This is a genomic window from Kitasatospora sp. HUAS MG31 (assembly GCF_040571325.1).
In the GTDB taxonomy this organism is placed as follows: Bacteria; Actinomycetota; Actinomycetes; order Streptomycetales; family Streptomycetaceae; genus Kitasatospora; species Kitasatospora camelliae.
In genome coordinates, this window is record NZ_CP159872.1 from 3,815,852 (window position 1) to 3,839,947 (window position 24,096).

22 protein-coding genes are annotated in these 24,096 nt (G+C 71.5%); 12 read left to right on the forward strand and 10 right to left on the reverse strand.

Annotation, left to right across the window (positions count from 1 at the left end; genetic code table 11):
- Window positions 1-81: 81 nt before the first annotated feature.
- On the reverse strand, window positions 82-2,298 hold the full coding sequence (locus tag ABWK59_RS17280) for a (Fe-S)-binding protein (RefSeq protein WP_354641481.1): 2,217 nt from the start codon (window positions 2,296-2,298) through the stop codon (window positions 82-84).
- Window positions 2,299-2,582: 284 nt separating this feature from the next.
- Between ABWK59_RS17280 and dnaK the strand changes: the two genes are divergently transcribed.
- The 5 genes from dnaK to ABWK59_RS17305 all read left to right on the forward strand — a co-directional run bounded on the left by dnaK (window position 2,583) and on the right by ABWK59_RS17305 (window position 8,001).
- Window positions 2,583-4,421 (forward strand): molecular chaperone DnaK, encoded by a 1,839-nt coding sequence (gene dnaK / locus ABWK59_RS17285; RefSeq protein WP_354641482.1) that lies wholly within the window; start codon window positions 2,583-2,585, stop codon window positions 4,419-4,421.
- Window positions 4,418-5,008 (forward strand): nucleotide exchange factor GrpE, encoded by a 591-nt coding sequence (gene grpE, locus ABWK59_RS17290; RefSeq protein WP_354641483.1) that lies wholly within the window; start codon window positions 4,418-4,420, stop codon window positions 5,006-5,008. The genes dnaK and grpE overlap by 4 nt, the downstream gene beginning before the upstream one ends.
- Before the next feature lie 92 nt (window positions 5,009-5,100).
- Window positions 5,101-6,249, forward strand: a complete 1,149-nt coding sequence (dnaJ, locus tag ABWK59_RS17295; protein ID WP_354641485.1) for a molecular chaperone DnaJ — start codon at window positions 5,101-5,103, stop codon at window positions 6,247-6,249.
- A 7-nt stretch (window positions 6,250-6,256) separates the two neighbouring features.
- A complete protein-coding gene (locus ABWK59_RS17300; protein WP_354641486.1) occupies window positions 6,257-6,760 on the forward strand; it encodes a heat shock protein transcriptional repressor HspR in 504 nt (167 codons plus the stop codon).
- A 185-nt stretch (window positions 6,761-6,945) separates the two neighbouring features.
- On the forward strand, window positions 6,946-8,001 hold the full coding sequence (locus ABWK59_RS17305; protein WP_354641487.1) for a LuxR family transcriptional regulator: 1,056 nt from the start codon (window positions 6,946-6,948) through the stop codon (window positions 7,999-8,001).
- Between the two features lie 25 nt (window positions 8,002-8,026).
- Here ABWK59_RS17305 and ABWK59_RS17310 read toward each other — a convergent pair whose 3' ends face one another.
- Complete coding sequence (locus ABWK59_RS17310) at window positions 8,027-8,284, reverse strand: hypothetical protein (protein ID WP_354641488.1); 258 nt, start codon at window positions 8,282-8,284, stop codon at window positions 8,027-8,029.
- A 522-nt stretch (window positions 8,285-8,806) separates the two neighbouring features.
- Between ABWK59_RS17310 and ABWK59_RS17315 the strand changes: the two genes are divergently transcribed.
- Entirely contained in the window at window positions 8,807-9,424 is a 618-nt protein-coding gene (locus tag ABWK59_RS17315) for a hypothetical protein (RefSeq protein ID WP_354641489.1), read from the forward strand.
- Between the two features lie 20 nt (window positions 9,425-9,444).
- On the opposite strand, the gene ABWK59_RS17320 is transcribed toward ABWK59_RS17315, so the two are convergent.
- A complete protein-coding gene (locus ABWK59_RS17320) occupies window positions 9,445-10,422 on the reverse strand; it encodes a LuxR C-terminal-related transcriptional regulator (protein ID WP_354641490.1) in 978 nt (325 codons plus the stop codon).
- A gap of 735 nt (window positions 10,423-11,157) precedes the next feature.
- Entirely contained in the window at window positions 11,158-12,252 is a 1,095-nt protein-coding gene (locus tag ABWK59_RS17325; RefSeq protein ID WP_354641491.1) for a TDT family transporter, read from the reverse strand.
- Between the two features lie 70 nt (window positions 12,253-12,322).
- On the opposite strand from ABWK59_RS17325, the gene ABWK59_RS17330 reads away from it, so the two are divergent.
- The 3 genes from ABWK59_RS17330 (at window position 12,323) to ABWK59_RS17340 (ending at window position 16,692) form a co-directional block, all read left to right on the forward strand.
- Window positions 12,323-13,228: a LysR family transcriptional regulator gene (locus ABWK59_RS17330; RefSeq protein WP_354641492.1), complete on the forward strand. Its 906-nt coding sequence runs from the start codon at window positions 12,323-12,325 to the stop codon at window positions 13,226-13,228.
- Between the two features lie 169 nt (window positions 13,229-13,397).
- Window positions 13,398-16,004, forward strand: coding sequence for an ATP-dependent chaperone ClpB (clpB, locus tag ABWK59_RS17335; RefSeq protein ID WP_354641493.1), 2,607 nt, complete (start codon window positions 13,398-13,400; stop codon window positions 16,002-16,004).
- A gap of 136 nt (window positions 16,005-16,140) precedes the next feature.
- Window positions 16,141-16,692 (forward strand): YbjN domain-containing protein, encoded by a 552-nt coding sequence (locus tag ABWK59_RS17340; RefSeq protein WP_354641494.1) that lies wholly within the window; start codon window positions 16,141-16,143, stop codon window positions 16,690-16,692.
- Window positions 16,693-16,828: 136 nt separating this feature from the next.
- Here ABWK59_RS17340 and ABWK59_RS17345 read toward each other — a convergent pair whose 3' ends face one another.
- A complete protein-coding gene (locus ABWK59_RS17345; RefSeq protein ID WP_354641495.1) occupies window positions 16,829-17,092 on the reverse strand; it encodes a hypothetical protein in 264 nt (87 codons plus the stop codon).
- A 160-nt stretch (window positions 17,093-17,252) separates the two neighbouring features.
- Here ABWK59_RS17345 and ABWK59_RS17350 point away from each other — a divergent pair, with 160 nt between their 5' ends.
- Window positions 17,253-18,413 (forward strand): pyridoxal phosphate-dependent aminotransferase, encoded by a 1,161-nt coding sequence (locus tag ABWK59_RS17350; protein ID WP_354641496.1) that lies wholly within the window; start codon window positions 17,253-17,255, stop codon window positions 18,411-18,413.
- Between the two features lie 10 nt (window positions 18,414-18,423).
- Here the strand turns inward: ABWK59_RS17350 and ABWK59_RS17355 are convergent, their stop codons facing one another.
- From ABWK59_RS17355 to ABWK59_RS17375, 5 genes are read right to left on the reverse strand one after another with little or no spacing between them, the layout of a single operon-like run.
- On the reverse strand, window positions 18,424-19,128 hold the full coding sequence (locus ABWK59_RS17355) for a hypothetical protein (protein WP_354641497.1): 705 nt from the start codon (window positions 19,126-19,128) through the stop codon (window positions 18,424-18,426).
- A 50-nt stretch (window positions 19,129-19,178) separates the two neighbouring features.
- The gene (locus ABWK59_RS17360) at window positions 19,179-19,550 is read right to left on the reverse strand and encodes a hypothetical protein (protein WP_354641498.1); all 372 of its coding nucleotides are present in this window, start codon (window positions 19,548-19,550) and stop codon (window positions 19,179-19,181) included.
- Complete coding sequence (locus ABWK59_RS17365; protein WP_354641499.1) at window positions 19,547-20,065, reverse strand: hypothetical protein; 519 nt, start codon at window positions 20,063-20,065, stop codon at window positions 19,547-19,549. Before ABWK59_RS17365 ends, ABWK59_RS17360 begins: the two co-directional genes overlap by 4 nt.
- Window positions 20,059-20,526 (reverse strand): hypothetical protein, encoded by a 468-nt coding sequence (locus ABWK59_RS17370; RefSeq protein WP_354641500.1) that lies wholly within the window; start codon window positions 20,524-20,526, stop codon window positions 20,059-20,061. Before ABWK59_RS17370 ends, ABWK59_RS17365 begins: the two co-directional genes overlap by 7 nt.
- A complete protein-coding gene (locus ABWK59_RS17375; protein ID WP_354641501.1) occupies window positions 20,523-21,116 on the reverse strand; it encodes a hypothetical protein in 594 nt (197 codons plus the stop codon). The genes ABWK59_RS17370 and ABWK59_RS17375 overlap by 4 nt, the downstream gene beginning before the upstream one ends.
- Window positions 21,117-21,526: 410 nt before the next feature.
- On the opposite strand from ABWK59_RS17375, the gene ABWK59_RS17380 reads away from it, so the two are divergent.
- Together ABWK59_RS17380 and ABWK59_RS17385 are read left to right on the forward strand one after the other, a co-directional pair.
- Complete coding sequence (locus tag ABWK59_RS17380; RefSeq protein WP_354641502.1) at window positions 21,527-22,141, forward strand: DUF2617 family protein; 615 nt, start codon at window positions 21,527-21,529, stop codon at window positions 22,139-22,141.
- A gap of 171 nt (window positions 22,142-22,312) precedes the next feature.
- Window positions 22,313-23,965, forward strand: a complete 1,653-nt coding sequence (locus ABWK59_RS17385; RefSeq protein WP_354641503.1) for a spermidine synthase — start codon at window positions 22,313-22,315, stop codon at window positions 23,963-23,965.
- The last annotated feature ends 131 nt before the right edge of the window (window positions 23,966-24,096 follow it).

Consider the following 24,096-nt stretch of genomic DNA (forward strand, 5'->3'; position numbering starts at 1 on the left):
CCGTGCGCGGCGGGAGGGAACCGGGTCGGTTCCCTCCGTCTCGCGTGCGTCCCCGCGCCCCCTCGGACCGGGCCGGGTGCGTCAGGCCTCGACGGGCTCCGCCGCGGCCTCGACCGGCTGGGCCTTGACCGACTCGAGCAGCAGCTGGGCGACGTCGACCACCTTCAGGTGCTCCTTGGCCGCGCCCTCGTTCTTCTTGCCGTTGACCGAGTCGGAGAGCATGACCAGGCAGAACGGGCAGGCGGTGGAGACGATGTCCGGGTTGAGGGACAGCGCCTCGTCCACGCGCTCGGTGTTGATCCGCTTGCCGATCCGCTCCTCCATCCACATCCGCGCGCCGCCGGCGCCGCAGCAGAAACCCCGCTCCTTGTGGCGGTGCATCTCCTCGTTGCGCAGGCCCGGGACCTTGCCGATGATCTCGCGCGGCGGCGTGTAGACCTTGTTGTGGCGGCCCAGGTAGCACGGGTCGTGGTAGGTGATCAGACCCTCGACCGGGTTGACCGGGACGAGCTTGCCCTCGTCGATCAGGTGCTGCAGCAGCTGGGTGTGGTGGATGACCTCGAAGTGGCCGCCCAGCTGCGGGTACTCGTTGGCGATGGTGTTGAAGCAGTGCGGGCAGGTGGCCACGATCCGCTTGGTCGGGGCGTCCTCCAGCGCGGCGTTCAGCGTCTCGACGTTCTGGGCGCCGAGCATCTGGAAGAGGAACTCGTTGCCGAGACGGCGGGGGGAGTCACCGGTGCAGGTCTCCTCCTTGCCGAGGATCGCGAACTTGACGCCCGCGGTGTGCAGCAGCTCGGCGAAGGCCTTGGTGGTCTTCTTGGCGCGGTCCTCCAGGGCGCCGGCGCAACCGACCCAGTAGAGGTACTCGACCTCGGCGGGGTCGATGTCCTCGCCGATCACCGGCACCTCGATGCCGGTCTCCTTCTTGAGCTCCTTGACCCAGTCGAGGCGGGCCTTGGTGGCCATGCCCCACGGGTTGCCCTTGTTCTCCAGGTTCTTGAGCATCGTCCCGGCCTCGGTCGGGAAGCTGCTCTCGATCATCACCTGGTAGCGGCGCATGTCGACGATGTGGTCGATGTGCTCGATGTCCACCGGGCACTGCTCGACGCAGGCGCCGCAGGTGGTGCAGGACCACAGCACGTCCGGGTCGATGACGCCGTTCTCCTCGGCGGTGCCGATGAGCGGGCGCTCGGCCTCGGCGAGGGCCGCGGCGGGGACGTCCTTCAGCTGCTCGGGAGTGGCCTGCTCGGTGCCCTCCATGTCCTTGCCGCCGCCGGCCAGCAGGTACGGCGCCTTGGCGAAGGCGTGCTCCCGCATGCTCATGATCAGCAGCTTCGGGGAGAGCGGCTTGCCGGTGTTCCAGGCGGGGCACTGCGACTGGCAGCGGCCGCACTCGGTGCAGGTGGAGAAGTCGAGGATGCCCTTCCAGGAGAAGTGCTCGACCTGGGAGACGCCGAAGACCGCGTCGTCGGCCGGGTCCTCGAAGTCGATCGGGGCGCCGTTGCTGGTCATCGGGCGCAGGGCGCCCAGCGCGGTGCCGCCGTCCTCCTCGCGCTTGAAGTAGATGTTGAAGAACGCCAGGAAGCGGTGCCAGGCCACGCCCATCGACGGGTTGATGCCGATGGTGGTCGCCCACGCGAAGGAGATGCAGATCTTCAGCATCGCGAAGAGGTAGACCAGGTTGACCAGGGTGCCGTGCGCGACGCCGTCGAACGCGGCGGCGATCGGGTACGAGACCAGGTAGGCCGGGTCGTAGGAGTCGACGCCCTCCAGGGCGCCCTCCAGGCCGCGCAGCATCATGATGCACAGGCCGATGCCGAGGATCGTGTACTCGACGTAGAACGCCTGCCAGGCGATCGAGCCGGCGAACCGGGACTTGCGGCCGGCCCGGGAGGGCAGGCTGAGCAGCCGGATCACGATCAGGGTCGCGATGCCCAGCGTGGTCAGGGTGCCGATCAGCTCGACGAAGATGTTCCAGGGCAGCCAGTGGCCGATCACCGGCAGCACGAACTCGGCGTCGAAGAGCTGCCCGAAGGCGTTGACCAGGGTCAGCACCAGGGAGAAGAAGCCGACCGCGACGAACCAGTGCGCGACGCCGACGATGCCCCAGCGGTTCATCCTGGTGTGGCCGAGGAACTCGGCCACCAGGGTCTTCATGCGGCTCGCGGGCGCGCCGAACCGGGTGGAGTCCGGCGAACCGGTCCTCACCACCTTGTAGATGTACGCGGCCGCACGGGCGGCGAGCGCGGTGCCGATCACAGTGGTGACCAGCGAGATGACGATCGCTGCTAGCTGCATCGGCTCTCCGTCTCCTGCGGCTTCCTATAGCAGTGTCTCTACGAGTGTACTCGTCGGTAACTTCCACGGCCGACGGGCCGGACAATACCGCCCTCTACCAGTCGCTCAGAAGATGCTCAAGGTATGGCGACAGTCACGTAAGGCCACACTCACCCGGTCGGCAGGCACCTCCACATAAGCGCTCAGTAAAGTTGAGCCATGCCGACTCATGGCTGTTGACGCTCTCCGGGTCCTCGTGCATCCTTGAGTCCGTACAGCTCAACTTCCCCCCTGGAGGTACAACGATGGCACGCGCGGTCGGCATCGACCTCGGTACGACGAACTCCGTCGTCAGTGTTCTTGAGGGCGGTGAGCCCACGGTCATCACCAACGCCGAGGGCGCTCGGACCACGCCGTCCGTCGTCGCCTTCGCCAAGAACGGCGAGGTGCTGGTCGGCGAGGTCGCCAAGCGTCAGGCGGTCACCAACGTCGACCGCACCATCCGCTCGGTGAAGCGCCACATGGGCACCGACTGGAAGATCGGCATCGACGGCAAGGACTTCACGCCGCAGCAGATCTCCGCCTTCGTCCTGCAGAAGCTCAAGCGCGACGCCGAGTCGTACCTGGGCGAGACCGTCACCGACGCGGTCATCACCGTCCCGGCGTACTTCAACGACTCGGAGCGCCAGGCCACCAAGGAGGCCGGCGAGATCGCGGGCCTCAACGTCCTGCGCATCGTCAACGAGCCGACCGCCGCCGCCCTGGCGTACGGCCTGGACAAGGACGACCAGACCATCCTGGTCTTCGACCTCGGTGGCGGCACGTTCGACGTGTCCCTCCTGGAGATCGGCGACGGCGTCGTCGAGGTGAAGGCCACCAACGGTGACAACCACCTCGGTGGTGACGACTGGGACCAGCGCATCGTCGACCACCTGGTGAAGACCTTCCACGCCGGCCACGGCGTGGACCTGTCCAAGGACAAGATGGCCCTCCAGCGCCTCCGCGAGGCCGCCGAGAAGGCCAAGATCGAGCTGTCCTCCTCCTCGGAGACCTCGATCAACCTGCCCTACATCACGGCCTCCGCCGAGGGCCCGCTGCACCTGGACGAGAAGCTCACCCGGGCCCAGTTCCAGCAGCTCTCCCTGGACCTGCTCGAGCGCTGCAAGATCCCGTTCCACAACGTCATCAAGGACGCCGGCATCGCGCTGTCCGAGATCGACCACGTGGTCCTGGTCGGCGGCTCGACCCGTATGCCGGCCGTCGCCGAGCTCGTCAAGGAGCTGACCGGCGGCAAGGACGCCAACAAGGGCGTCAACCCGGACGAGGTCGTCGCCATCGGCGCCTCCCTCCAGGCCGGTGTCCTGAAGGGTGAGGTCAAGGACGTCCTGCTGCTCGACGTCACCCCGCTGTCCCTCGGCATCGAGACCAAGGGCGGCATCATGACCAAGCTGATCGAGCGCAACACCACGATCCCGACCAAGCGCTCGGAGATCTTCACCACGGCCGAGGACAACCAGCCGTCGGTGCAGATCCAGGTCTACCAGGGCGAGCGCGAGATCGCGGCGTACAACAAGAAGCTCGGCATGTTCGAGCTGACCGGCCTGCCGCCGGCGCCGCGCGGCCTGCCGCAGATCGAGGTCACCTTCGACATCGACGCCAACGGCATCATGCACGTGGCCGCGAAGGACCTCGGCACCGGCAAGGAGCAGAAGATGACCGTCACCGGCGGGTCCTCGCTGCCGAAGGACGAGGTCAACCGGATGCGCGAAGAGGCCGAGAAGTACGCGGAGGAGGACCACAAGCGCCGCGAGGCCGTGGAGACCCGCAACCAGGGCGAGCAGCTGGTCTACTCGACCGAGAAGTTCATCGCGGACAACGCCGAGAAGCTCCCGGCCGACGTCAAGACCGAGGTCGAGACGGCGATCGGCGAGCTCAAGGAGGCCCTGAAGGGCGAGGACATCGCCAAGATCCGCGAGACCACCGAGAAGGTGTCCACCACCGCCCAGAAGCTCGGCGCCGCGCTGTACGCGCAGACCGACGCCGCCGGTGCGGCCGGTGCCGGCGAGTCCGCGGGCGCCAAGGACGACGACGTGGTCGACGCCGAGATCGTGGACGACGAGAAGCCCAAGGGCGGTGCCGCATGACGGAGAAGCCGCAGGGCGAGCAGCCCGGCGACGACTCCGCCGCCGATGAGGCTGTGATCAAGGCCGCGGAGGAGGCCGTCGCCGGCGCGTCCGGCGACGAGCTCGCCGCCGCCAAGCGCGAGGCCAAGGAGCGGACGGCCGACCTGCAGCGACTGCAGGCCGAGTACCAGAACTACCGCAAGCGGGTGGAGCGCGACCGGCTGACGGTGCGCGAGATCGCGATCTCCAACATCCTGGAGTCGCTGATCCCGGTGCTGGACGACATCGGCCGGGCGCGCGAGCACGGTGAGGTGACCGGCGGCTTCAAGTCCGTCGCCGAGTCGCTGGAGACCGTGGTCGCCAAGCTGGGTCTGCAGCAGTTCGGCAAGGAGGGCGAGCCCTTCGACCCGACGCTGCACGAGGCGCTGATGCACAGCTACTCCTCGGAGGTCACCGAGGACACCTGTGTCCAGATCCTCCAGCCGGGCTACCGGATCGGCGAGCGGATCATCCGCCCGGCCATGGTCGCGGTCGCGGAGCCCCAGCCGGGCACCCAGACCACCGCCGAGCCGGACGCCGACAAGGCCGACGGTGCGGCCGACAACTGACACACCGCGCACTGCGGAGTCGTACGTCGTCCAGTACGGCGCACGGCTCCGCAGTGCCGTATACAGAGACTCCGGGAGGTGGCGGTAGAGCCATGAGTGCCAAGGACTATGTGGAGAAGGACTACTACAAGGTCCTCGGCGTGCCCAAGGACGCCACCGCCGCAGAGATCAAGAAGACCTACCGGAAGCTCGCCCGCGAGTTCCACCCGGACGCCAACAAGGGCGACGCCAAGGCCGAGGAGCGGTTCAAGGACATCTCCGAGGCGTACGACGTGCTGTCGGACGACAAGCGCCGCAAGGAGTACGACGAGGCCCGCTCGCTGTTCGGGTCCGGCGGGTTCCGTCCGGGCGGCGCCGGGGGCAACTACAACTTCGACTTCGGCGACCTGTTCAACAACGGTTCGCCGCAGGGCGGCGGCGGGGGCCTCGGCGACGTGTTCGGCGGGCTGTTCAACCGCGGCGGCCGGCAGGCCCAGCCGCGGCGCGGCGCCGATGTGGAGACCGAGGTCACCCTGAGCTTCGACGAGGCCGTGGACGGCGCCACGGTCCCGCTGCGGATGACCAGCCAGGCGGCCTGCCGGGCCTGCGCCGGCACCGGCGCCAAGGCCGGCACCACCCCGCGGGTCTGCCCGACCTGCGTCGGCGCCGGTACGGTCAGCCGAGGCCAGGGCGCGTTCGCACTGTCCGAGCCCTGCCGGGACTGCAAGGGCCGCGGCATGATCGTCGACGACCCCTGCACCGTCTGCCACGGCAGCGGCCGGGCCTCCTCCGCCCGCACCATGCAGGTCCGCATCCCCGCCGGGGTGCAGGACGGGCAGCGGATCCGGCTCAAGGGCAAGGGGGCCCAGGGCGAGCGGGGCGGCCAGCCCGGCGACCTCTACGTCACCGTGCACGTCGACCCGCACCCGGTGTTCGGGCGCAAGGGCGACAACCTCACCGTGACCGTGCCGGTGACCTTCCCCGAAGCCGCGCTGGGCGGCACCATCGAGGTGCCGACCCTCAAGGGCCCCTCGGTGAGGCTCAAGCTGCCGTCCGGCAGCGCCAACGGGCTCACCATGCGGGCCCGGGGCAAGGGCGCCACCCGCAAGGACGGCACCCGCGGCGACCTGCTGGTCACCGTGGAGGTCGTGGTCCCGAAGCACGTCACCGGCGACGCGCTGACGGCGCTGGAGCAGTACCGCGAGGCCACGGCCTCGGACGACCCACGTGCCGCCCTGTTCAAGGCGGCGGAGGGAGCGTGATCACCAGATGACCCCCGACAGCCCGATCGGTCCCGGCCTCGGCGAGGGCCTGCCCGGCGGCACCCCCCGCCGTCCGGCCGCGGCCCGTGGCAACCCGTACCAGCTCACCGAGGACACCCCGGTCTACGTGATCTCGGTGGCCGCCGAGCTCTCCGGCCTGCACCCGCAGACGCTCCGGCAGTACGACCGGCTCGGCCTGGTCTGCCCGGACCGCACCGCCGGCCGCGGCCGCCGCTACTCGTCCCGGGACATCCAGCAGCTTCGCGAGGTGCAGCGGCTGTCCCAGGACGAGGGGATCAACCTGGCGGGGATCAAGCGGATCATCGAGCTGGAGAACCAGGTCACCGCGCTCCAGTCCCGGGTCGTCGAGCTCGCCGACGCCCTGGAGGGCGCGGCCGCCACCCTCCAGCAGCGGGAGGCCGCCGTGCACGCCTCCTACCGCCGCGACCTCGTCCCCTACCAGCAGGTGCAGCAGTCCAGCGCACTGGTGGTCTGGCGCCCCAAGCGCTGACTGCCGCTATCGTCACCGGGAGCTGTTGGCCCCCCATCAGAGGGGGTGCCAACAGCTCCTGGCCGTGCGTAGAGTGCTCAGTGGTCGCCCGGAGCCGTCGGCGCGGTGCCGGGGACCGGCTTCGCGGTGCGTGTCCAGGCAGCGGACGACCTCGCGTCACGGGGCCGGGAAGGAGGGGAGAGCACATGAAGGAATCGGGCCGGAATGACGTCGGCGGCCCGGCGTCGGAGATTCTTTCGCCCGAGGCGAGAGAGCTCTACCTGCGGATAGTCGCCGCCGGAGGCCGGCTGGAATCCGTCCCGGACGCCGACGGACCGCTGCGCTCGGAACTCCTGGATCTCGGTCTCCTGATACCCGACTCGCATGATCCCGACTGCAGTACCGTCGTCGATCCCGCGCACATCGCGGGAAGGCTCAGCTCGCAGTGGCAGGAGCAGGCGCTCGCCCTGCTTTCCCGCGCGGTCAACGTCCCCACCGCCCTGCAGGATCTCAGCCAGGCGTACGGTTCCCTCGGACACCTCGTGGAAAGCGGCGGTCCGGTGGAGTACGTGCACGGAGTTGCCGAGATCAGCCAGCGCCTGGAAATCCTGGTCGAGGGCGCGTACAAGGAGGTCCTGACCGCCCAGCCGGGCGGCAGTCGACCCCAGCACCTGATCCAGCGGATCGGCGACCGGGACGTGGTCCTGGTCCGCCGCGGCGTCTCCCGGCGGACGATCTACCAGCCGAGCGCCCGCTACTCGCCACCGACCAGACAGTACGCCGAGCGGATGACCGAGCTCGGCGCCGAGATCAGGACCCTGGCCGAGCCCTTCACCCGGCTGATCATCGTGGACCGCGAGGTGGCCGTCATCCCGGCCCAGGGCGACGAGAAGGCGGCCTTCATCCACGACGCGGCCGTCGTCCGGTACCTGACCGGCACCTTCGAGGGCCTGTGGGACCGGGCCATCCCCTTCCCCGGCGCCACCGAGGTGCCGCAGGAGGTGATCTCACGCCTGCGGACCCGGATCGTCCAGATGCTCATCCAGGGCGTGGGCCACCGGGTCATCGCCCGCAGCCTGGGCATCAGCGAACGGACGCTGGCCCGTCACATCGCCGACATCCGCGAGGAGTACGGCGCCGAGACGCTGTTCCAGCTCGGCTGGCGGATGGCCCAGCAGAACCCCCAGCTCGTCGACGTGGACGAGGACGACCCCGTGCTCGTCGACCACCCGCCGGCCGGGCCCGGATGCGGGGAGGGTTAGCCCCGCCGGCCGAGTGGACGATCCGTCAGGCACTCGGGGCGGCGCTGCCCCAGCCCCAGTCGCCGGCCGCGAGCGTGCCGGTGTCGGCCTGCTCACCGGAGAAACCCCAGCCCCAGTCCTCGGCGGCGATCTGGACGTCGCCCGTGCCGACCGAGCCGCGGTCGGCACTGCCCCAGCCCCAGTCGGTGTCATCGAGCTGGACGCTGCTCGAATCGACGGCCGCACCGTGACCGGCCTGCCAACCCCAGTCGCCGACACCGGCAACCGACAGAGCACCTGCCACCAGGAGTGAAACGGCCGACGCACGGATCACGAACTGAGCAACACGGCGCATGCCACACTCCCCTTTGTCATGTATCTGCTATAACCAACAGCGTAGGGTCCGAACCCGGAGTTCCTCACCGCCGTTTGACGCCTAGCAATGTAAGCCTGAAGCCGAGACACCGTGCAAACAGTTGTCCGGTCCCGGTGGTGTCATTCTTTCGCCAGGCACAAAGATGACACCCGTTCGGGGAAACCGCTGCCGGCAGTGATCAGTCAGAGACTGTCATCTGACTGCCAGACACAGAGATGACACCCTGTGCCAGTGGACGTTTCGCGGAGCAAGCAGAGACGATCAGTGCACACCCGATAGGGATTCCGTGACCGCGGAGATCCCAGGGTCGCGCCTCACCAGGCCCTGCCGGTCGGTCCAGCCGATCCGGGCCGCCGAGCCAGGTCTGTGCCGCACAACCGCCTTCCCCCAACGCCCGCACGTCGGCCAGGACTCAGCGCAGCCCCGGTCGGCCGTCGCTCCGGAGTCGACATGAGTGAGCCCAATATGCGTCACCGCGTGGCCCAGACCCCCGAGGGTCGCCGCGCACGCGTGTTCCTGGCCGCGCCGCTGATGCGGCTCACCGGTCCCGCGGACAGTGTGGTGACCCTCGCCAGCCGGACCCGGCTGACCACCCTGCGCTCCACCCTGCTCCGCAGCGGTGCCGCGGTGTACAGCGCTCACCACAGCGACGCCTGGACGGTGGCCGGCCGCGCGCCGGAGCCGCGGGTGCCCTCCGACTTCCGCGCGCTGCAGACCGCCGACCTGGTCTTCGCGTACGTGGGCGCGCCGCTGTCGGCCGGGGTGAGCCTGGAGCTCGGCTGGGCCTCCGCCCTGCGCAAGCCGATCGTGCTGCTGGTCGACGAGGCCATCACCCACAACCCGCTGATCGCCACCATCGAGCAGGTCTCCCCGGTGCTGCCGCTGGTGTTCGACGACACCTGGTCGCAGGAGGCCCTGCACCACACGGTCGAGACCGCCCTGGACTGGGCCGGCATGGCGCTCTCGCTGCGCGAGGGCTTCTGGACCGCCCCGAGCGAGCAGTTCCCCAGCCCGCGCAAGACGCCGACCTCCTACGGCTACTGGTCGCCGGAGATCGCCACCGGCTGACCGCGTACGGCGGTCCCCGTTCACTCGTCGCGTCCGCCCCGCATCAGCCAGCCGAGCTGGAAGAGGGTCTGCGCGCCGTAACGCTCGCGCAGCCGGGAGATGTGGCCGGCCACCGTGCGCTCGCTGAGGCCGAGCCGGGTGGCGACTCCGCGCTGGGTGAGCCCGGCGGCGAGCAGGCGGCCGATCCGGTCGGAGACCGAGCGGGACACCGCCGGGGCGTCCAGCTGGTCCCAGAGGACCACGTCGGCCCGGGCCCAGTCCCGGTCGAAGCCGGCCACCAGGAAGGCGACGGCCGCGGGGTCCGAGATGAAGACCGCCCGGTTGTTGTCGTCCGACGCCGGGATGACGGCGGTCTTCCGGTCGATGACGATCATGCGCTGGAACGGCTCGTCCAGGACCCGGACGTGCGCGCCGAGGGCGCTGAGCTCGGCCGCGTAGCCGACCGTGCCGGGCTCGGTGAGCACCACCGGCTGGTAGAGCGTGCGCATGCGGCCGCCGCGGTCGAGCATGGCGGTGTCCTGCCGCCTGGCGAGCTGTCTGGTCTCCGGGCCGCGGGAGCCGGGCTGGGCGGCGAGGAGTTCCTCCTTGCACTCGGACATCAGCTCGGCGATCCGGTGGCGGATGCGGTCCTGGCCCTCGACGTAGACGGCGTGGTGCCGCTCGTCGTCGCCGCGCGGGAGCGCCTCGTAGGCGTGGGCGAGGGCGGCGAACGCGTCCGGCAACCGCTCCGCCCGGTGCAGCAGGCCGGCCGCCCGGGCGCGCATGTCGGCGCCGACCCGGTCGCCGACGGTCCGCGGGCTCACCGCGATGTAGGCGCCGTCCAGCGGGTTGGTGAGCAGCAGGCCGACGGCCAGGAGCTGGTCCAGGGCGTCCTTCTCGTGGACGGCGACGGCCTCGATCGGGATCCGGCCGCCCTCGTCGATGATGCGGAGGTAGAGGCGTCCGGCGGCCTCGTCGGGCAGGCCGTCCTCGAGATCGGCGATCGGATCCGCAGCCACGTCGAGCACTCCCTGACAGTCGCCTCTTCAGCTACGGTCATGATCTCAACAGGTCCGGGCGGCACTCACCCCGGGAACCCTCTGTCGAACCTGGCGCGTCCCCCCGGGGCCCGAGCGCTCGCGCACTCGGCCCCGGGGGGACCCGCTGGTGTCACGCCGGTGTCGTCGGTGGACGCTTTCGGCGAGGCGGAGCAGCAACGCCTCACCGAATCCGGGTCCCGGGGGCCATCACCACACATGGCGTCCCGGCCGGCGCCCCTCCCCCCGGTGCGGTGGTGCGAATCGCACCGCGCACCCACGCGAAGGGCAAGCCGTCCCACGGGCTGCGGCGGCCCGTGACGACCTGGCGTGATTCCACCCTCACAGCGTGACGGCCGGGGGACAAGTGGCGTCCGACTGCAGGTTCCCGCAACTGCATGATCCTGCAGACCATTGCGCGGATTGGCACGGCGGGGATTTCTCCGATTTCCCGCGACCCGGGGGCCGATCGGCACGGACCGACGGTGTCGACCAAACGTTCATTCGGCGGGTACGGAGTCTCCACGCAGGTCGATCCGGGCGTCCTCGCACGTGGGGACGGTTGCCGAGGGTGTCCGCCCGGTCGGCGGACGGTATCGGAAATGGATGTGGAAATCCCGGTTGAGGCTATTCGATGACGGCCGTCGGGGGCATCCGGCGGCCGTCCGGCATTTCAGGTCATGTGCACGCCATATCAGTTTCCCGGGGCCGCCCGGTTCACACCGCCGGGCCGAGCAGCCGCCCGGCGTACAGCCCGGCCGCGGTCCGTCCAGCGGCCACCGCCCAGGCGGCCAGCAGGAGGGCGAAGAGCCCGGCGGCGAGAACGGTGAACCCGGCGAACCCGGTGTGCCGGGCCATCGCGGCGGAGCCGGTGACCAGGGTGCCCACCGGGAACGTGTAGGCCCACCAGGTCATCGCGAAGCGCATCCCGGACCGCCAGGCCCGGAGGTTGGCCGCACCGGCGAGAACCAGCCAGAGCAGCGCGAAACCCAGCATCGTGATCCCGTACAGCACCGCGAAGGCCCCGGCGGGGGCCGCCAGGCCCGGATCGGCCAGCCGGGCGGCGTCGGCGAGCTGGTGCACGGCGGTGGTGGACTGACCCAGCGGGCCGAGCACCAGGAACAGCGACGGGGTGAGGGCGAGCGCGGGCGGCCCCCCGTGCAGCAGCCCGGCGAACACCACCGGCAGCAGCGTCAGACAGGCCAGCAGGCTCGCCCCGAACAGCCCGTAGCAGCCGAACAGCATGGCCGTCCGCGCGCCGGCCGGCAGGTGCGGGACGAGGGCCGGGCCCAGCGCGGCGGCCACCATCGGCGCGACCACCGGCAGCAGCCAGGTCGGGTTGGCACGCAGCGCGGAGACCCGGCGCCGGGCGACCATCAGGGCGGGGATGCCCACGGCCACCGCGAGGGCGTACACCGTGCCGAGGGTCCACAGCACGAGGTCGATCGCCACCGCCGGGCCGGTGCCGATCAGCGGGCCGCCGAGGACGAGCGTCCCGTAGCCCACGGCGAGCAGGGCCATCGGCGGGCAGCCGTAGAAGACCGCGGTGGCCGGGTCCAGCAGCTGGGCGCGGGCGGCCTCGCGGTGGCGGACCAGGTGCACCGTCCGGCCGATCACCAGGAGCACCAGCAGGTTCGCCGCCAGCACCCAGACCAGTTCGGCGAAGGAGCGCAGCCCGGGCAGGTGGAGCGGGAGGGCGGCCGCCGCGTTGGCGGTGATCGCGGTGCCCATGACGACCGCGTACCAGTTCGGGCCGAGTCGGGCGAGATCGGGACGCCGGGGTGCGGCGTAGGAGGTGGTGAGGGTGGCCATGGCCCCACCGTCCCGGGTGCGGCTGACGCCCGGTAGCACCCGGCCCTCTATGAGGACATAGCCTGGCCCTATGGCCCTCTCCCCGCGCGTGCCCGAACTCGGCGCCCTGGAACTGCTGCTGGCGGTCGCCCGGCTGGGCAGCGTGGGGCGGGCGGCGGCGGCGCTCGGGGTGAGCCAGCCGGCCGCCAGCGCGCGGATCAAGAGCATGGAGCGGCAGATCGGGGTACCCCTGCTGGACCGCTCGCCGCGCGGTTCGCGGCCGACCGAGGCGGGCCGGCTGGTGGTCGAGTGGGCCCGGCACGTGGTGGAGGCCGCCGAGGCGATGGACGCCGGGATCGACGCGCTGCGCGGCCGCCGGGACGCCCGGCTGCGGGTGGTGGCCAGCCTGACGGTGGCCGAGTACCTGATGCCGGGCTGGCTGCTGGCGCTCAACGCGGCCAGCCCGGGGACGGCGGTCACCCTGCGGACGGCCAACTCGGTCGAGGTGGCGGCGCACGTCCTGGCCGGCGAGGCGGACCTGGGCTTCGTCGAGGGCACCGGGACGCCCTCCGGCCTTGAGGGGGTGGTGGTGGCGGCGGACCGGCTGGTGGTCGTGGTGGCCCCCGGGCACGCCTGGGCCCGCCGGCGCTCCCCGGTGACCGGGGGCGAGCTGGCAGCCACCCCGCTGGTGCTGCGGGAGCCCGGGTCGGGCACCCGGGAGGTGCTGGAGGAGGCGCTGGCGCCGTACGGGGGCATTGCCGCGCCGCGGCTGGAGCTGGCGTCGTCCACCGCGCTGAAGGCGGCGGCGATGACCGGGGCCGGGCCGGTCTGCCTGAGCGAGCTGGCGGTGACCGAGGAGCTGGCCACCCGTCGGCTGGTCGCCGTCCCGCTGGCCGGGCTGGACCTGCACCGGCCGCTGCGCGCGGTCTGGCCGGCCGGCCACCGGCCGGTGGGGCCGGCCCGGGTGCTGCTCGGGCTGACCCGGGCCTCCGGATAGCCCACGCCGGGCGTCCGGGCGGCCCGCGTGGGGCGTCCGGGCAGAGGAGGCGAGGGCCCGTCCGCCGGTCCGGAGGACGTTCTCCGGAAAGTTGAGCGGAGTACACTCAACTTAGTGCATGCTGGATACAGCAGGCCGTAGGACGACCACAGAGAGGGGCACGCCAGCAGTGGATGCCAGCAAGTTCACCAGTCGGACGCAGGACGCGCTGTCCTCCGCCATCCGCCAGGCCGGCACGGCCGGCAACCCGGACGTCAAGCCGGTCCACATCCTGCTGGCGCTGCTCGACCAGCCGGAGGGCCTGGCCCGGCCGCTGCTGGAGGCGGTCGGCGCGGACGCGGCGCGGGTCACCGCCGCCGCGCGGCAGCAGCTCGCCGCGCTGCCCTCCGCCCAGGGCTCCACCGTGGCCGCCCCGCAGCTGGCCCGGGACACCCTGGCCGTGCTGGAGGAGGCCGGCCGGCGCGCGGCCGACCTGGACGACCTCTACGTCTCCACCGAACACCTGCTGGTCGGCCTGGCCGCCGAGGGCGGGCAGGTGGCCGACCTGCTGCGGGAGAACGGCGCCACCGTCAAGGCCCTGCTCGCCGCGTTCAAGGACGTCCGGGGCAGCGCCAAGGTCACCTCGCCGGACCCGGAGGGCACCTACAAGGCCCTGGAGAAGTACGGCACCGACCTCACCCAGGCCGCGCGGGACGGCAAGCTCGACCCGGTGATCGGCCGCGACCAGGAGATCCGCCGGGTGGTCCAGGTGCTCTCCCGCCGCACCAAGAACAACCCGGTGCTGATCGGCGAGCCCGGCGTCGGCAAGACCGCCGTGGTGGAGGGCCTGGCCCAGCGGATCGTCGCCGGGGACGTCCCCGAGTCGCTGCGCGGCAAGCGGCTGGTCGCCCTCGACCTCTCCGCGATGGTCGCCGGCGCCAAGTACCGCGGCGAGTTCGAGGAGCGGCTGAAGGCCGTCCTGAACGACATCAAGGACAGCGACGGCCAGGTGATCACCTTCATCGACGAGCTGCACACCATGGTCGGCGCGGGCGCCGGCGGCGACTCCGCGATGGACGCCGGCAACATGCTCAAGCCGATGCTGGCCCGCGGCGAGCTCCGCATGGTCGGCGCCACCACCCTGGACGAGTACCGTGAGCGGATCGAGAAGGACCCGGCCCTGGAGCGCCGCTTCCAGCAGGTCATGGTCGGCGAGCCCTCGGTGGAGGACACCATCGCGATCCTCCGCGGCCTCAAGGGCCGGTACGAGGCGCACCACAAGGTGGAGATCTCGGACGCCGCCCTGGTCGCCGCCGCCAGCCTGTCCAACCGGTACATCACCTCCCGTTTCCTGCCCGACAAGGCGATCGACCTGGTCGACGAGGCCGCCTCCCGGCTGCGGATGGAGATCGACTCCTCCCCGGTGGAGATCGACCAGCTGCAGCGGTCCGTGGACCGGCTGCGGATGGAGGAGCTGGCGCTGGAGAAGGAGTCCGACCCGGCCTCGGTCGAGCGCCTGGGCCGCCTGCGCCGCGACCTCGCCGACAAGCAGGAGCAGCTCAGCACGCTCAACGCCCGCTGGGAGCAGGAGAAGAAGTCGCTCAACCGGGTCGGCGAGCTCAAGGAGCGCCTGGACGACCTGCACGGAGCCCTGGACCGCGCCCAGCGGGACGGCGACTTCGAGCGTGCCTCCAAGCTGATGTACGCCGAGATCCCGGCCGCCGAGCGGGAGCTGGCCGAGGCCCAGGACCGGGCGGCGGACGAGAACGCCTCCGCGTCCATGGTCAAGGAGGAGGTCGGTCCGGACGACGTGGCCGACGTGGTCTCGTCCTGGACGGGTATCCCGGCCGGCCGGCTGCTGGAGGGCGAGAGCGCCAAGCTGCTGCGCATGGAGGAGGAGCTGGGCCGGCGCCTGATCGGCCAGCCGGAGGCGGTCCGGGCGGTGTCGGACGCGGTGCGCCGCACCCGGTCGGGCATCGCCGACCCGGACCGGCCGACCGGTTCCTTCCTGTTCCTCGGCCCGACCGGTGTCGGCAAGACCGAGCTGGCCAAGGCGCTCGCGGACTTCCTGTTCGACGACGAGCGGGCCATGGTCCGGATCGACATGAGCGAGTACGGCGAGAAGCACTCGGTCTCCCGCCTGGTCGGCGCCCCGCCCGGGTACGTCGGCTACGAGGAGGGTGGCCAGCTCACCGAGGCGATCCGGAGGCGCCCGTACAGCGTGGTGCTGCTGGACGAGGTGGAGAAGGCGCACCCGGAGGTGTTCGACGTCCTGCTGCAGGTGCTGGACGACGGGCGGCTCACCGACGGCCAGGGCCGCACGGTGGACTTCCGCAACACGATCCTGATCCTCACCTCCAACCTCGGCTCGCAGTTCCTGGTCGACCCGACCACGGCTCAGGAGCGGAAGAAGGAGCTGGTGCTGGAGACGGTCCGGGCCGCCTTCAAGCCGGAGTTCCTCAACCGGCTGGACGACATCGTGGTCTTCGACCCGCTCGGCACCGGCGAGCTGAGCCGGATCGTCGATCTCCAGATCGCCCGGCTGTCCCAGCGTCTGCACGACCGCCGGCTCACCCTGGAGGTCACCCCCGCGGCCCGGGACTGGCTGGCGCTCACCGGCTACGACCCGGCGTACGGCGCGCGGCCGCTGCGCCGCCTGGTGCAGTCGGCGATCGGCGACCAGTTGGCCAAGGAGATCCTCTCCGGCCGGGTGCACGACGGCGACACCGTGCTGGTGGACCGGGACGGGGACGGCGACCGGCTCAGCGTCGGCCCCAAGCCCTCGCTGGTGAAGTGACGCGTCCGCGGCGAAGTGATCGCTTCCGCCCGGCGGTGGTCCCTGTGCCGCCGGGCCCGAATGAGGCAGGATGGAGACATGGAAGGGCGGCCCCTCACTGACAGCCACCCTCGTGCATTGTGAAAGGGACACCCCCGTGAGCATCGACCCGTCGTCCATCCCCTCTTTCGGCATGCCGTCGGGCGGCAACCAGGGCGGCGGCAAGCCCGCCGGCCCGCCGCCGGTGATCGTTCCGGACCAGGCGCTGGTCACCCAGCTCCTGGACCAGATGCAGCTGAAGCATGTCGTGGACGAGGAGGGCGACCTCACCGCGCCGTGGGAGGGCTTCCGGGTCTACTTCATGTTCCGCGGCGACCACAAGGAGCTCTTCGCGGTCCGGGCGTTCTACGACCGCCCGTACCCGCTGGAGCGCAAGGGCGAGATCCTCGACCTGGTCGACGAGTGGAACCGTGAGACCCTCTGGCCGAAGGTCTACACCCACACCCACGAGGACGGCGTGGTCCGTCTGATCGGCGAGTCCCAGATGATCGTGGGCGCCGGCGTGAACCTGGACTACTTCGTCACCACCACCGCCAACTGGACGCAGGCCTCGGTCGGCTTCGAGCAGTGGATGGTCGAGCGCCTGGGCCTCCAGGACGAGATCGAGAACGAGGAAGGCGAGGACGGCGAGCCGTCCGACGAGGCCTGACCTCCGCATCCGTCGATCGGGCCCGCTCCCCGCGTGGGGGCGGGCCCGATCCGCGTCCCCGGTGCCGTGACGGGGCTCCCGCTGCCGCGACGGGGCTCCCGCTGCCGTGCCGGCCCCGGTCAGGGCGCGGTACGGGTCAGGGCGTGCAACGGCCCTCGTCGCGGGCCCGCTCGACCAGGCCGGCGACCACCCCGGCCGCCGTCCGGGCCGAGCACGGCGACGTCCAGGGCGTCGGTGTAGCGGCGGCCCAGCGGCCGGAGCGCTGCCAGAGCTCCACGGGGTGGACGGCCGGCAGCAGCCACTCCTGGGCGCCGATCCGCTCCAGCTCCTCGCGGATCACGGCGATCACCTTGGCCCGGGTGCGGACCGCCAGCGGTAGCAACGCGTAGTGCCCGGCCATCAGTTGGCGGCGGCGCCCCGATCAGCCCGTTTCCTCCCGGCCTCAGCGGCCTCCCCGGCCCGGCGGGTCGGCGGGTCGGCGCGCCGACGCCCGGGTGGGCTTGTCCCGGCTCCCCCGGTGGCCGGAGGATGGGCCCGACGACCGACCGCGAGGAGCCGGAATGGGTACGAGGCCGCTGCTGAACCGCCGGCTTTCAGGCATGGGCACGACAATTTTTGCCGAGATGTCCGCCCTGGCCACGGCCACCGGTTCGATCAACCTCGGCCAGGGCTTCCCGGACACGGACGGGCCGGAGGAGGTCCGCGAGGCGGCCGTCCGGGCGCTGCGGGAGGGCCGCGGCAACCAGTACCCGCCCGGCCCGGGCGTCCCCGAGCTGCGACGGGCCGTCGCCGAGCACCAACAGCGCTTCTACGGGCTCACGTTCGACCCGGACACCGAGGTGCTGGTCACCGCGGGCGCAACCGAGGCCATCGCGGCCGCGCTGCTCGCCCTGCTGGAACCGGGCGACGAGGTGATCGCCTTCGAGCCGTTCTACGACTCGTACGCCGCCTGCATCGCCATGGCCGGGGCCGTCCGGGTGCCGCTCACCCTGCGCGCGCCGTCCTTCCGCCCCGACCTGGACGAGCTGCGCTCGCTGATCACCCCGCGCACCCGGCTGCTGCTGATCAACACCCCGCACAACCCGACCGGCCTGGTCCTGGAGCCGGCCGAGCTCGCCGCCATCGCCGAACTCGCCGTCGAGCACGACCTGTTGGTGGTCACCGACGAGGTGTACGAGCACCTGGTGTTCGCCACCGGGCACCACCCGATCGCCGCGCTGCCCGGCATGCGGGAGCGGACGGTCTCCATCTCCTCCGCCGGCAAGACCTTCTCCTTCACCGGCTGGAAGGTCGGCTGGGTCACCGCCGCGCCCGCGCTGGTGAGCGCGGTCCGCACCGCCAAGCAGTACCTCACCTACGTCTCGGCCGGCCCGTTCCAGTACGCCGTGGCCGAGGCGCTGCGGCTGCCCGACGGCTACTTCGACACCCTGCGGGCCGATCTGCTCCGCAAGCGCGACCTGCTCGCGGACGGCCTGTCGGCGGCGGGCTTCCGGGTGTTCGAGCCCGCGGGCACGTACTTCATCACCACCGACATCACCCCGCTCGGCGAGAAGGACGGCATCGAGTTCTGCCGCTCGCTGCCCGAGCGCTGCGGCGTGGTCGCCATCCCCAACGCCGTGTTCTACGACGACACGGAGGCCGGGCGCAGCCTGGTCCGCTTCACCTTCTGCAAGCAGGACTCCGTGCTCACCGAGGCGGTGGAGCGGCTGGCCCGGCTCTGAGGCCGGGCTCCTACGGGGCGAGCGGCATGGCGTCGAAGCCGTCGAAGAGGTAGGCGTACACCTGCGCGAGGTAGGCGGTCAGCTCCCCTTGGTCAGGAAAGCGGACGTAGGTCAGCTCGTACCACTGCTCGACCGTGATCGGGCGGTTCCGGACCAGGTGCAGCAGTCCCGTCCTGACCACCTCGCGGTAGTCGGGCCAGGCCTCGCCGAAGGTCTCCCGGAGCTCGCCGAGGTCGTCGACGGCCTCCACGCCGAGGATCCCGGCGCAGAAGTGCACGAAGCGCCGGTCGACGCCTGGGACGTCCAGTCCGAGTACGGCCAGCGGGACGGAGGTGGGATCGACGGCTCCGCCCGGGTAGGGGTAGAGCGTGGTGCCCCATAGTCCGTCCTCGTCGACCGGACCACCCGGTCCGGCGCCCTCGGCGGGGCGGTAGACGCCGTACAGCAGGCCGAGGGTCAGGAAGTCCGCGTAGACGTAGTTGACCTGTCCGTCGGCTCCGTACGGATTCCGCGGATCGATCGCGATGGCCGTGGCCTTCCCTAGGCAGTCCGTCCAGGGGCCGTAGACAGCCTCGAACGGCAGGATCGGCGCCAGATCGTGGTTCTTCAGCGCCGCAGCACGAAGAGCGTCATCGGCCTGAACGAGCGACTCCTCGGAGTCGAAACGGCTCGCCCAGGGCCCGGTACGGGGCGGCAGCTCGTCGCGAATCGGCATGGGGGAAAGGCTCCGTCCTTGGTCGGTCAGGGATCGTCATCGACATCGTGTCAGCGCCCGGGACCCCAGCGCTCCTGGACCCAGTCCGGCATCGGGGCCTCCGGGTCCGGCGCCACCGGCGGCTTCTTGCGGTCCCCATAGAAGTAGTCGTGGAGATCCTGCAGGTAAGCGTACAGATGGGCGTCGTCCAAGAAGGCGACATGGGTCAGCGACGCCCACTCGATCACGTTGCAGGGCCGCTCCCGCAGGAAGTATTCGATCGCCTCGCGCAGGTGGCGGCCGTGCGACGACGCCATGCTCTTCCTGCTGGGCTTCATCTTGTCGATGTCGTCAATGAACTCGACACCGAGAGCGACGGTGAAGAACGTATTGACGTGGTCGTCCGTGGCGAAGTGCGGAATGCTCGATCGCAGAAAACTCATCGGTTCCTCGCTTGCAGTGGCTCCGGATACATGGTCACGAGTCGATGCCCGCCCCTGCCGTCCGGATCATAGATCGCGAGCAGATTCGCGTCCCGGAAGTCGACCGGCTTGTAGTTGACGTTCCCGTTCCCGTCGACCGGGTTGTCACGGTCGATGTAGAAGCCCCGGAATCTTCGGTGATGACCATTGTGAGGCCCCCATGCATCCTCCGGCGAGAAGCGGATGACCTGCCGCTCCGTACTACTGGGGTCGAGCCTGCTCCTGCCGTGGATGTCGGCATGCATGAACGCCTCGTCCTGGCCGGGCTTGAAAGCCGTCGAGAAGGCACCGCACTTGTGCCTCCTGGACGAGTCCTCCGCGTCCTTGTAGAGATCGGACCCCTGCAACCTTGACCTCGCATCCGGGCCGTGCGCAGGGTCGATCTTGTTCTGGCTCTGGATGTAGCCGCCGTCCATCCGCGGGTACTCGCCGGCCGAGCTGGGCGAAGACGGGGTGCCGAGACGCGCCTTCAGCATGTCGTCGGTGGGATCCAGGTGCCGCTGCGGGCCGTGGCCCTGCCGGCGCAGCCCGTCGACCCGGGTGGAGACCCTCCTGGGTAGACGTCCCGCATCCCCTTCTCGCCCAGCACGGACTGCCCGAGCTTGATCTGGATGGCGTCCCGGCCGCGCGGCTGGCTCCGCAGGCTCTTGCGGATCGCCTCCTCGGCGTCGTCGATGTTCTTCTTGGTCATGTCGAGCCCGTGCCCGATCGACCGGTGGCCCTTCGCCATCGCACGCGACATGTCGGAGATCATCGAGTCGATGACCGGACGGACCGCCTTCTCCAGGATCTGCCCGAACTTGCCCTTGCCGAGCAGGCGGCCGCGGGTCCGGGAGTCGAGGTTGTGGCCGTGTCTCTCCACCCGGTTCGCGTGCTGCCGCGCCTGGGCGGCGGCCCGCCCCAGCGCCTCCGTGTCCGCCTGGAACCCGTCGCTCATGCCGTGCCCCCCGCATCCAGTGCCGCCTCGACACCCTCGAAGACCAGGCCCGAGACCGCTTCCTGGATGGCAGCCTGGAACGGATCGACCGCCATCGACACGAGCTCGGCGATGACGACCTCCTCGATCTCCTGGATGATGGCGTTCACGATCCGCTTGCCCGCCTCGACGATCAGCGCCTCGGCGGCCGCGGCGGCCCCGAGGGTCGCCACCGCCGCTGCGGCTGCGGCCGCCATCTCCGCTGCCATCGCGATGAGTTGCGCGATGACCGCGCCCTTCGCCACGATCACGGCGTCGGCCGCGACCTCCAGACCGACCGCCAGCACCTCACAGCAGTTGATCAGCACCGTCATGTGCTCGGACGACGCCCGGCCCCAACGCCCGACCAGCGCCTCGTAGGAGGCCCCTTGGTACGCGCCCGCGAGGTTCGCCAGGAGGGTGCCGGTGTCGTCGTGAGCTTCCGTCATGCCACTGGCGAACTCGCGGACATGGGCGGCCCACTCGCGCAGCTCGTCCTCGTCGACGTCGGGCCAGTTGAGGCCCATCAAGTCCATGATCCAGACAAGCTCCGGCGGCAGCTCGATCGACAACGTCAGTCTCCCCCATGGGCACTCGCCGCTCAACGATCCGAACGTGTGGACGATCGAGGCCTCGGCGCGGTTCCCCACGCCGAGGCCGACCGCGCGGTTGCGCGGGGGCGCACGACCGGCGCGCACGGCGTGCGCGCGTGGGTATGGACGTGCGGCGCGCAGAGTCGAAACCGTGGATGATCACACCCGATCCGAGGCTGCGCCCAAGTCGGTGATTGCCTGGCAAAGATGGGTAAATCCCTGACGGTCCCGGAGAATTCGTGCTTCTCTGCTGCTGAATCTCCAGCCGGAATCCTTCCTTCCACGGTCGGCCGCGTCCCGGACCGCACAGCCTCGAAACGCCCCGCCGATCCCGGCCGGGGCTGACGCTGCACGGCGGACGCGCACGGAGCTGAATTGCGGAGCCCAGCATGCTCACCACACTGCAGACTTCCTACACGGACACCCGCGCGGGCGACCTCGCCTGGTGCCTGGGCGGCGAACCGCTGCCCGCCCTGGCGGTGCGGGACCTCAGACTCGACGGCCCGGACGGATCCCCACCCTCCGCCGGGCCGGACGCCGTCCCCGCTCCGGCTCCCGCCGCCCCCGGCGCCGGGCCGGACGGCCGGATCTGCGGCACGCTGCAACTCCGCCTGCTCGGCGCCTCCCACCAGGTGATCCTGGCCGCCGGCCCGGGTGACTGCCTGGAGACGGTGGCCTGCCTGCCCGGGCGCCGCACCCCGCTGCCCGCGCGGGTGGCCGAGCGGGTGGCGGGCTGGGAGTACGAGTTCGCCGCCCGGATCGAGGAACTGCCGCCGCACGTGTTCGCCGCCCGGGCGCAGGAGCTGCTGGCGCTGGTCGAAGGGCACCCTCGCGGCCTGGCCGGCATCTTCCCGGGCGACCCGAGCGCCTTCACCGCCCTGGTGGCGCACTGCGAGGACCGCCGGGTGCTCTGGCGCACCTGGCACGCGTACCCGCAGGAGGGGCGGCTGGTGTGCACCCGCTCCTCGCTGGTGCTGCGGGAGGAGCCGGACGGCACCGGCTGAGCCCGGCCACTGTGCCCCGGCCGGCCGTTCTCCCTGCCCGGCCGTTCTCCGCGCCCCGGCCGTACCTCCCGTCGCGGCCCGCTCCGGGGTGACCGTCCGTCAACCGGATGAGCGGGTGAGTCCACCGGATGGGCGCAGCGAGGGCCACCCGTTCTTGTCTAGCGTTTGTTCATGATCAACCATTCGGCCGGACCACCCGCGCGACCGGGCCTCGACGGACCCGGGACCTCCTCCCCCGCGGCGGAGTCCGGGGCCAGTGCGATCCGGCCGCGCGGCCCGGACGCGATACGGCGGACCGGGCTGCGCGCCCGGCTGGCCCGGCCGCTGGTCCTGCTGGCGGCCTTCGTCTGCGCGGCCTGCGGCCTGGTGTACGAGCTGGAGCTGGTGGCCCTCGGCGGTTACCTGCTCGGCGACTCGGTCACCCAGACCTCCGTGGTGCTGTCGGTCATGGTGTTCGCGATGGGGGTCGGGTCGCTGCTGGCCAAACGGCTCACCCCCCGGCCGGTGACCTCCTTCGCCCTGGTGGAGTGCGCGCTGGCCCTGGTCGGCGGGCTGTCGGTGCTGGTGCTGTACTCGGGCTGGGCGTGGCTCTCCGAGCACCGGGCCACCACCGCCGGCCTGGTCGGCCTGACCTTCCTGATCGGCCTGCTGATCGGTGCCGAGATCCCGCTGTTGATGACGCTGATCCAGCGGATCCGGCGGGAGCACCCCGGCAAGGCCGTGGCCGACCTGTTCGCTGCCGACTACGTCGGGGCGCTGATCGGCGGTCTCGCCTTCCCCTTCCTGCTGCTGCCGTCCCTCGGCCAGGCCGCCGGCGCGCTGCTCACCGGCGCGGTGAACGCGGTGGCCGGGGCGGCCGTGGTGCTGTGGCTGTTCCGCGAGGAGCCGCGTCCCCGCGCCCGGGCGCTGCTCTGGGCGGGCTGCGGTCTGGTGCTGGTGCTGCTCGCGGCGGCCGCCGCCTGCACCGGCGCGATCGAGCGGGCGGCCCGGCAGGCGCTGTACGGGGCGCAGCTGCGGTTCGCCGCGCACAGCCGGTTCCAGGAGATCGTGCTGACCGGCGGTACCGTCCCCCCGGGCCCGCGGGCGCCCGGGCAGCGGCCCGCGCCGCTGCGGCTCTACCTGGACGGCCGGCTCACGGTGTGCGGGGCGGACGAGTACCGCGAGCACGAGGCGCTGGTCCACCCGGCGCTGGCCCAGGGACCGAGCGGCCGGGTGCTGCTGCTCGGCGGGGACGGGCTGGCGCTGCGCGAGGCCCTGCTCCACCCGTCGGTCCGGGAGGTGCTGGTGGTCGAGCCCGACCCGGTGCTGAGCGGGTTGGCCCGCCGGGACCCGGCGCTCGCCGCGCTCGGCGGTCACGGGTTCGACGACCCCCGGGTGCGGGTGGTCAACGCCGACCCGCTGGACTGGCTGCGCCGGCCGGGTCCGGAGTTCGACGTGGTCCTCTCCGACCTGCACGGCGAGACCTCCGGCGGGAAGTACCTCTCCCGGGAGTTCTACGCGCTGGCGGCCGGGCGGCTGGCGCCGGACGGGCGGCTCGCGGTGCGGACCGGGCCGGTCGGGCGCCGCCTGTGGGCCACCGAGTCCGGGCTGCGGGCGGCCGGGCTGCGGACCGTCCCGTACCAGGGCGCCGCGGGAGCGCCCGGCTGTGCCGCCGGGGCGCAGCCGGCCTTCGTGCTGGCCGGGCGGGCCGATCCGGTGCTGGGCCTGGCCGCGGACACCCCGCTCCCCCAGTCGCTGACCGCCGCCACGCTGCGCGCCTCCGCGGACCGGATCGCCGCCCTGCGGCCGTCCCGTCTGCCGCCGCCGCACAGCCTGCTGGGCTAGCGCCTCGTCGCCGGGCCCGGTCGGCCCGTCCCGGCACCGGTGGGTCCGTACGTGTACTGCTCGGCGGGCGACGCAGCCGAACCCGACCGCAAGCCTCCGCATGGGGCGGCCGGGTCGGTAGGCTCGCGGGC

What these genes read in the sequence shown, in the direction of transcription:
- ABWK59_RS17350 (WP_354641496.1), top strand. Translation starts at nt 17,253, where the DNA reads ATGGGTACGAGGCCGCTGCTGAACCGCCGGCTTTCAGGCATGGGCACG.
- ABWK59_RS17300 (WP_354641486.1), top strand. Translation starts at nt 6,257, where the DNA reads ATGACCCCCGACAGCCCGATCGGTCCCGGCCTCGGCGAGGGCCTGCCC.
- grpE (WP_354641483.1), top strand. Translation starts at nt 4,418, where the DNA reads ATGACGGAGAAGCCGCAGGGCGAGCAGCCCGGCGACGACTCCGCCGCC.
- ABWK59_RS17380 (WP_354641502.1), top strand. Translation starts at nt 21,527, where the DNA reads ATGCTCACCACACTGCAGACTTCCTACACGGACACCCGCGCGGGCGAC.
- ABWK59_RS17325 (WP_354641491.1), bottom strand. Translation starts at nt 12,252, where the DNA reads ATGGCCACCCTCACCACCTCCTACGCCGCACCCCGGCGTCCCGATCTC.
- ABWK59_RS17360 (WP_354641498.1), bottom strand. Translation starts at nt 19,550, where the DNA reads ATGAGTTTTCTGCGATCGAGCATTCCGCACTTCGCCACGGACGACCAC.
- ABWK59_RS17365 (WP_354641499.1), bottom strand. Translation starts at nt 20,065, where the DNA reads ATGCTGAAGGCGCGTCTCGGCACCCCGTCTTCGCCCAGCTCGGCCGGC.
- ABWK59_RS17315 (WP_354641489.1), top strand. Translation starts at nt 8,807, where the DNA reads ATGAGTGAGCCCAATATGCGTCACCGCGTGGCCCAGACCCCCGAGGGT.
- ABWK59_RS17385 (WP_354641503.1), top strand. Translation starts at nt 22,313, where the DNA reads ATGATCAACCATTCGGCCGGACCACCCGCGCGACCGGGCCTCGACGGA.
- dnaJ (WP_354641485.1), top strand. Translation starts at nt 5,101, where the DNA reads ATGAGTGCCAAGGACTATGTGGAGAAGGACTACTACAAGGTCCTCGGC.
- ABWK59_RS17280 (WP_354641481.1), bottom strand. Translation starts at nt 2,298, where the DNA reads ATGCAGCTAGCAGCGATCGTCATCTCGCTGGTCACCACTGTGATCGGC.
- ABWK59_RS17330 (WP_354641492.1), top strand. Translation starts at nt 12,323, where the DNA reads ATGGCCCTCTCCCCGCGCGTGCCCGAACTCGGCGCCCTGGAACTGCTG.
- ABWK59_RS17370 (WP_354641500.1), bottom strand. Translation starts at nt 20,526, where the DNA reads ATGAGCGACGGGTTCCAGGCGGACACGGAGGCGCTGGGGCGGGCCGCC.
- ABWK59_RS17305 (WP_354641487.1), top strand. Translation starts at nt 6,946, where the DNA reads ATGAAGGAATCGGGCCGGAATGACGTCGGCGGCCCGGCGTCGGAGATT.
- ABWK59_RS17345 (WP_354641495.1), bottom strand. Translation starts at nt 17,092, where the DNA reads ATGGCCGGGCACTACGCGTTGCTACCGCTGGCGGTCCGCACCCGGGCC.
- dnaK (WP_354641482.1), top strand. Translation starts at nt 2,583, where the DNA reads ATGGCACGCGCGGTCGGCATCGACCTCGGTACGACGAACTCCGTCGTC.
- ABWK59_RS17355 (WP_354641497.1), bottom strand. Translation starts at nt 19,128, where the DNA reads ATGCCGATTCGCGACGAGCTGCCGCCCCGTACCGGGCCCTGGGCGAGC.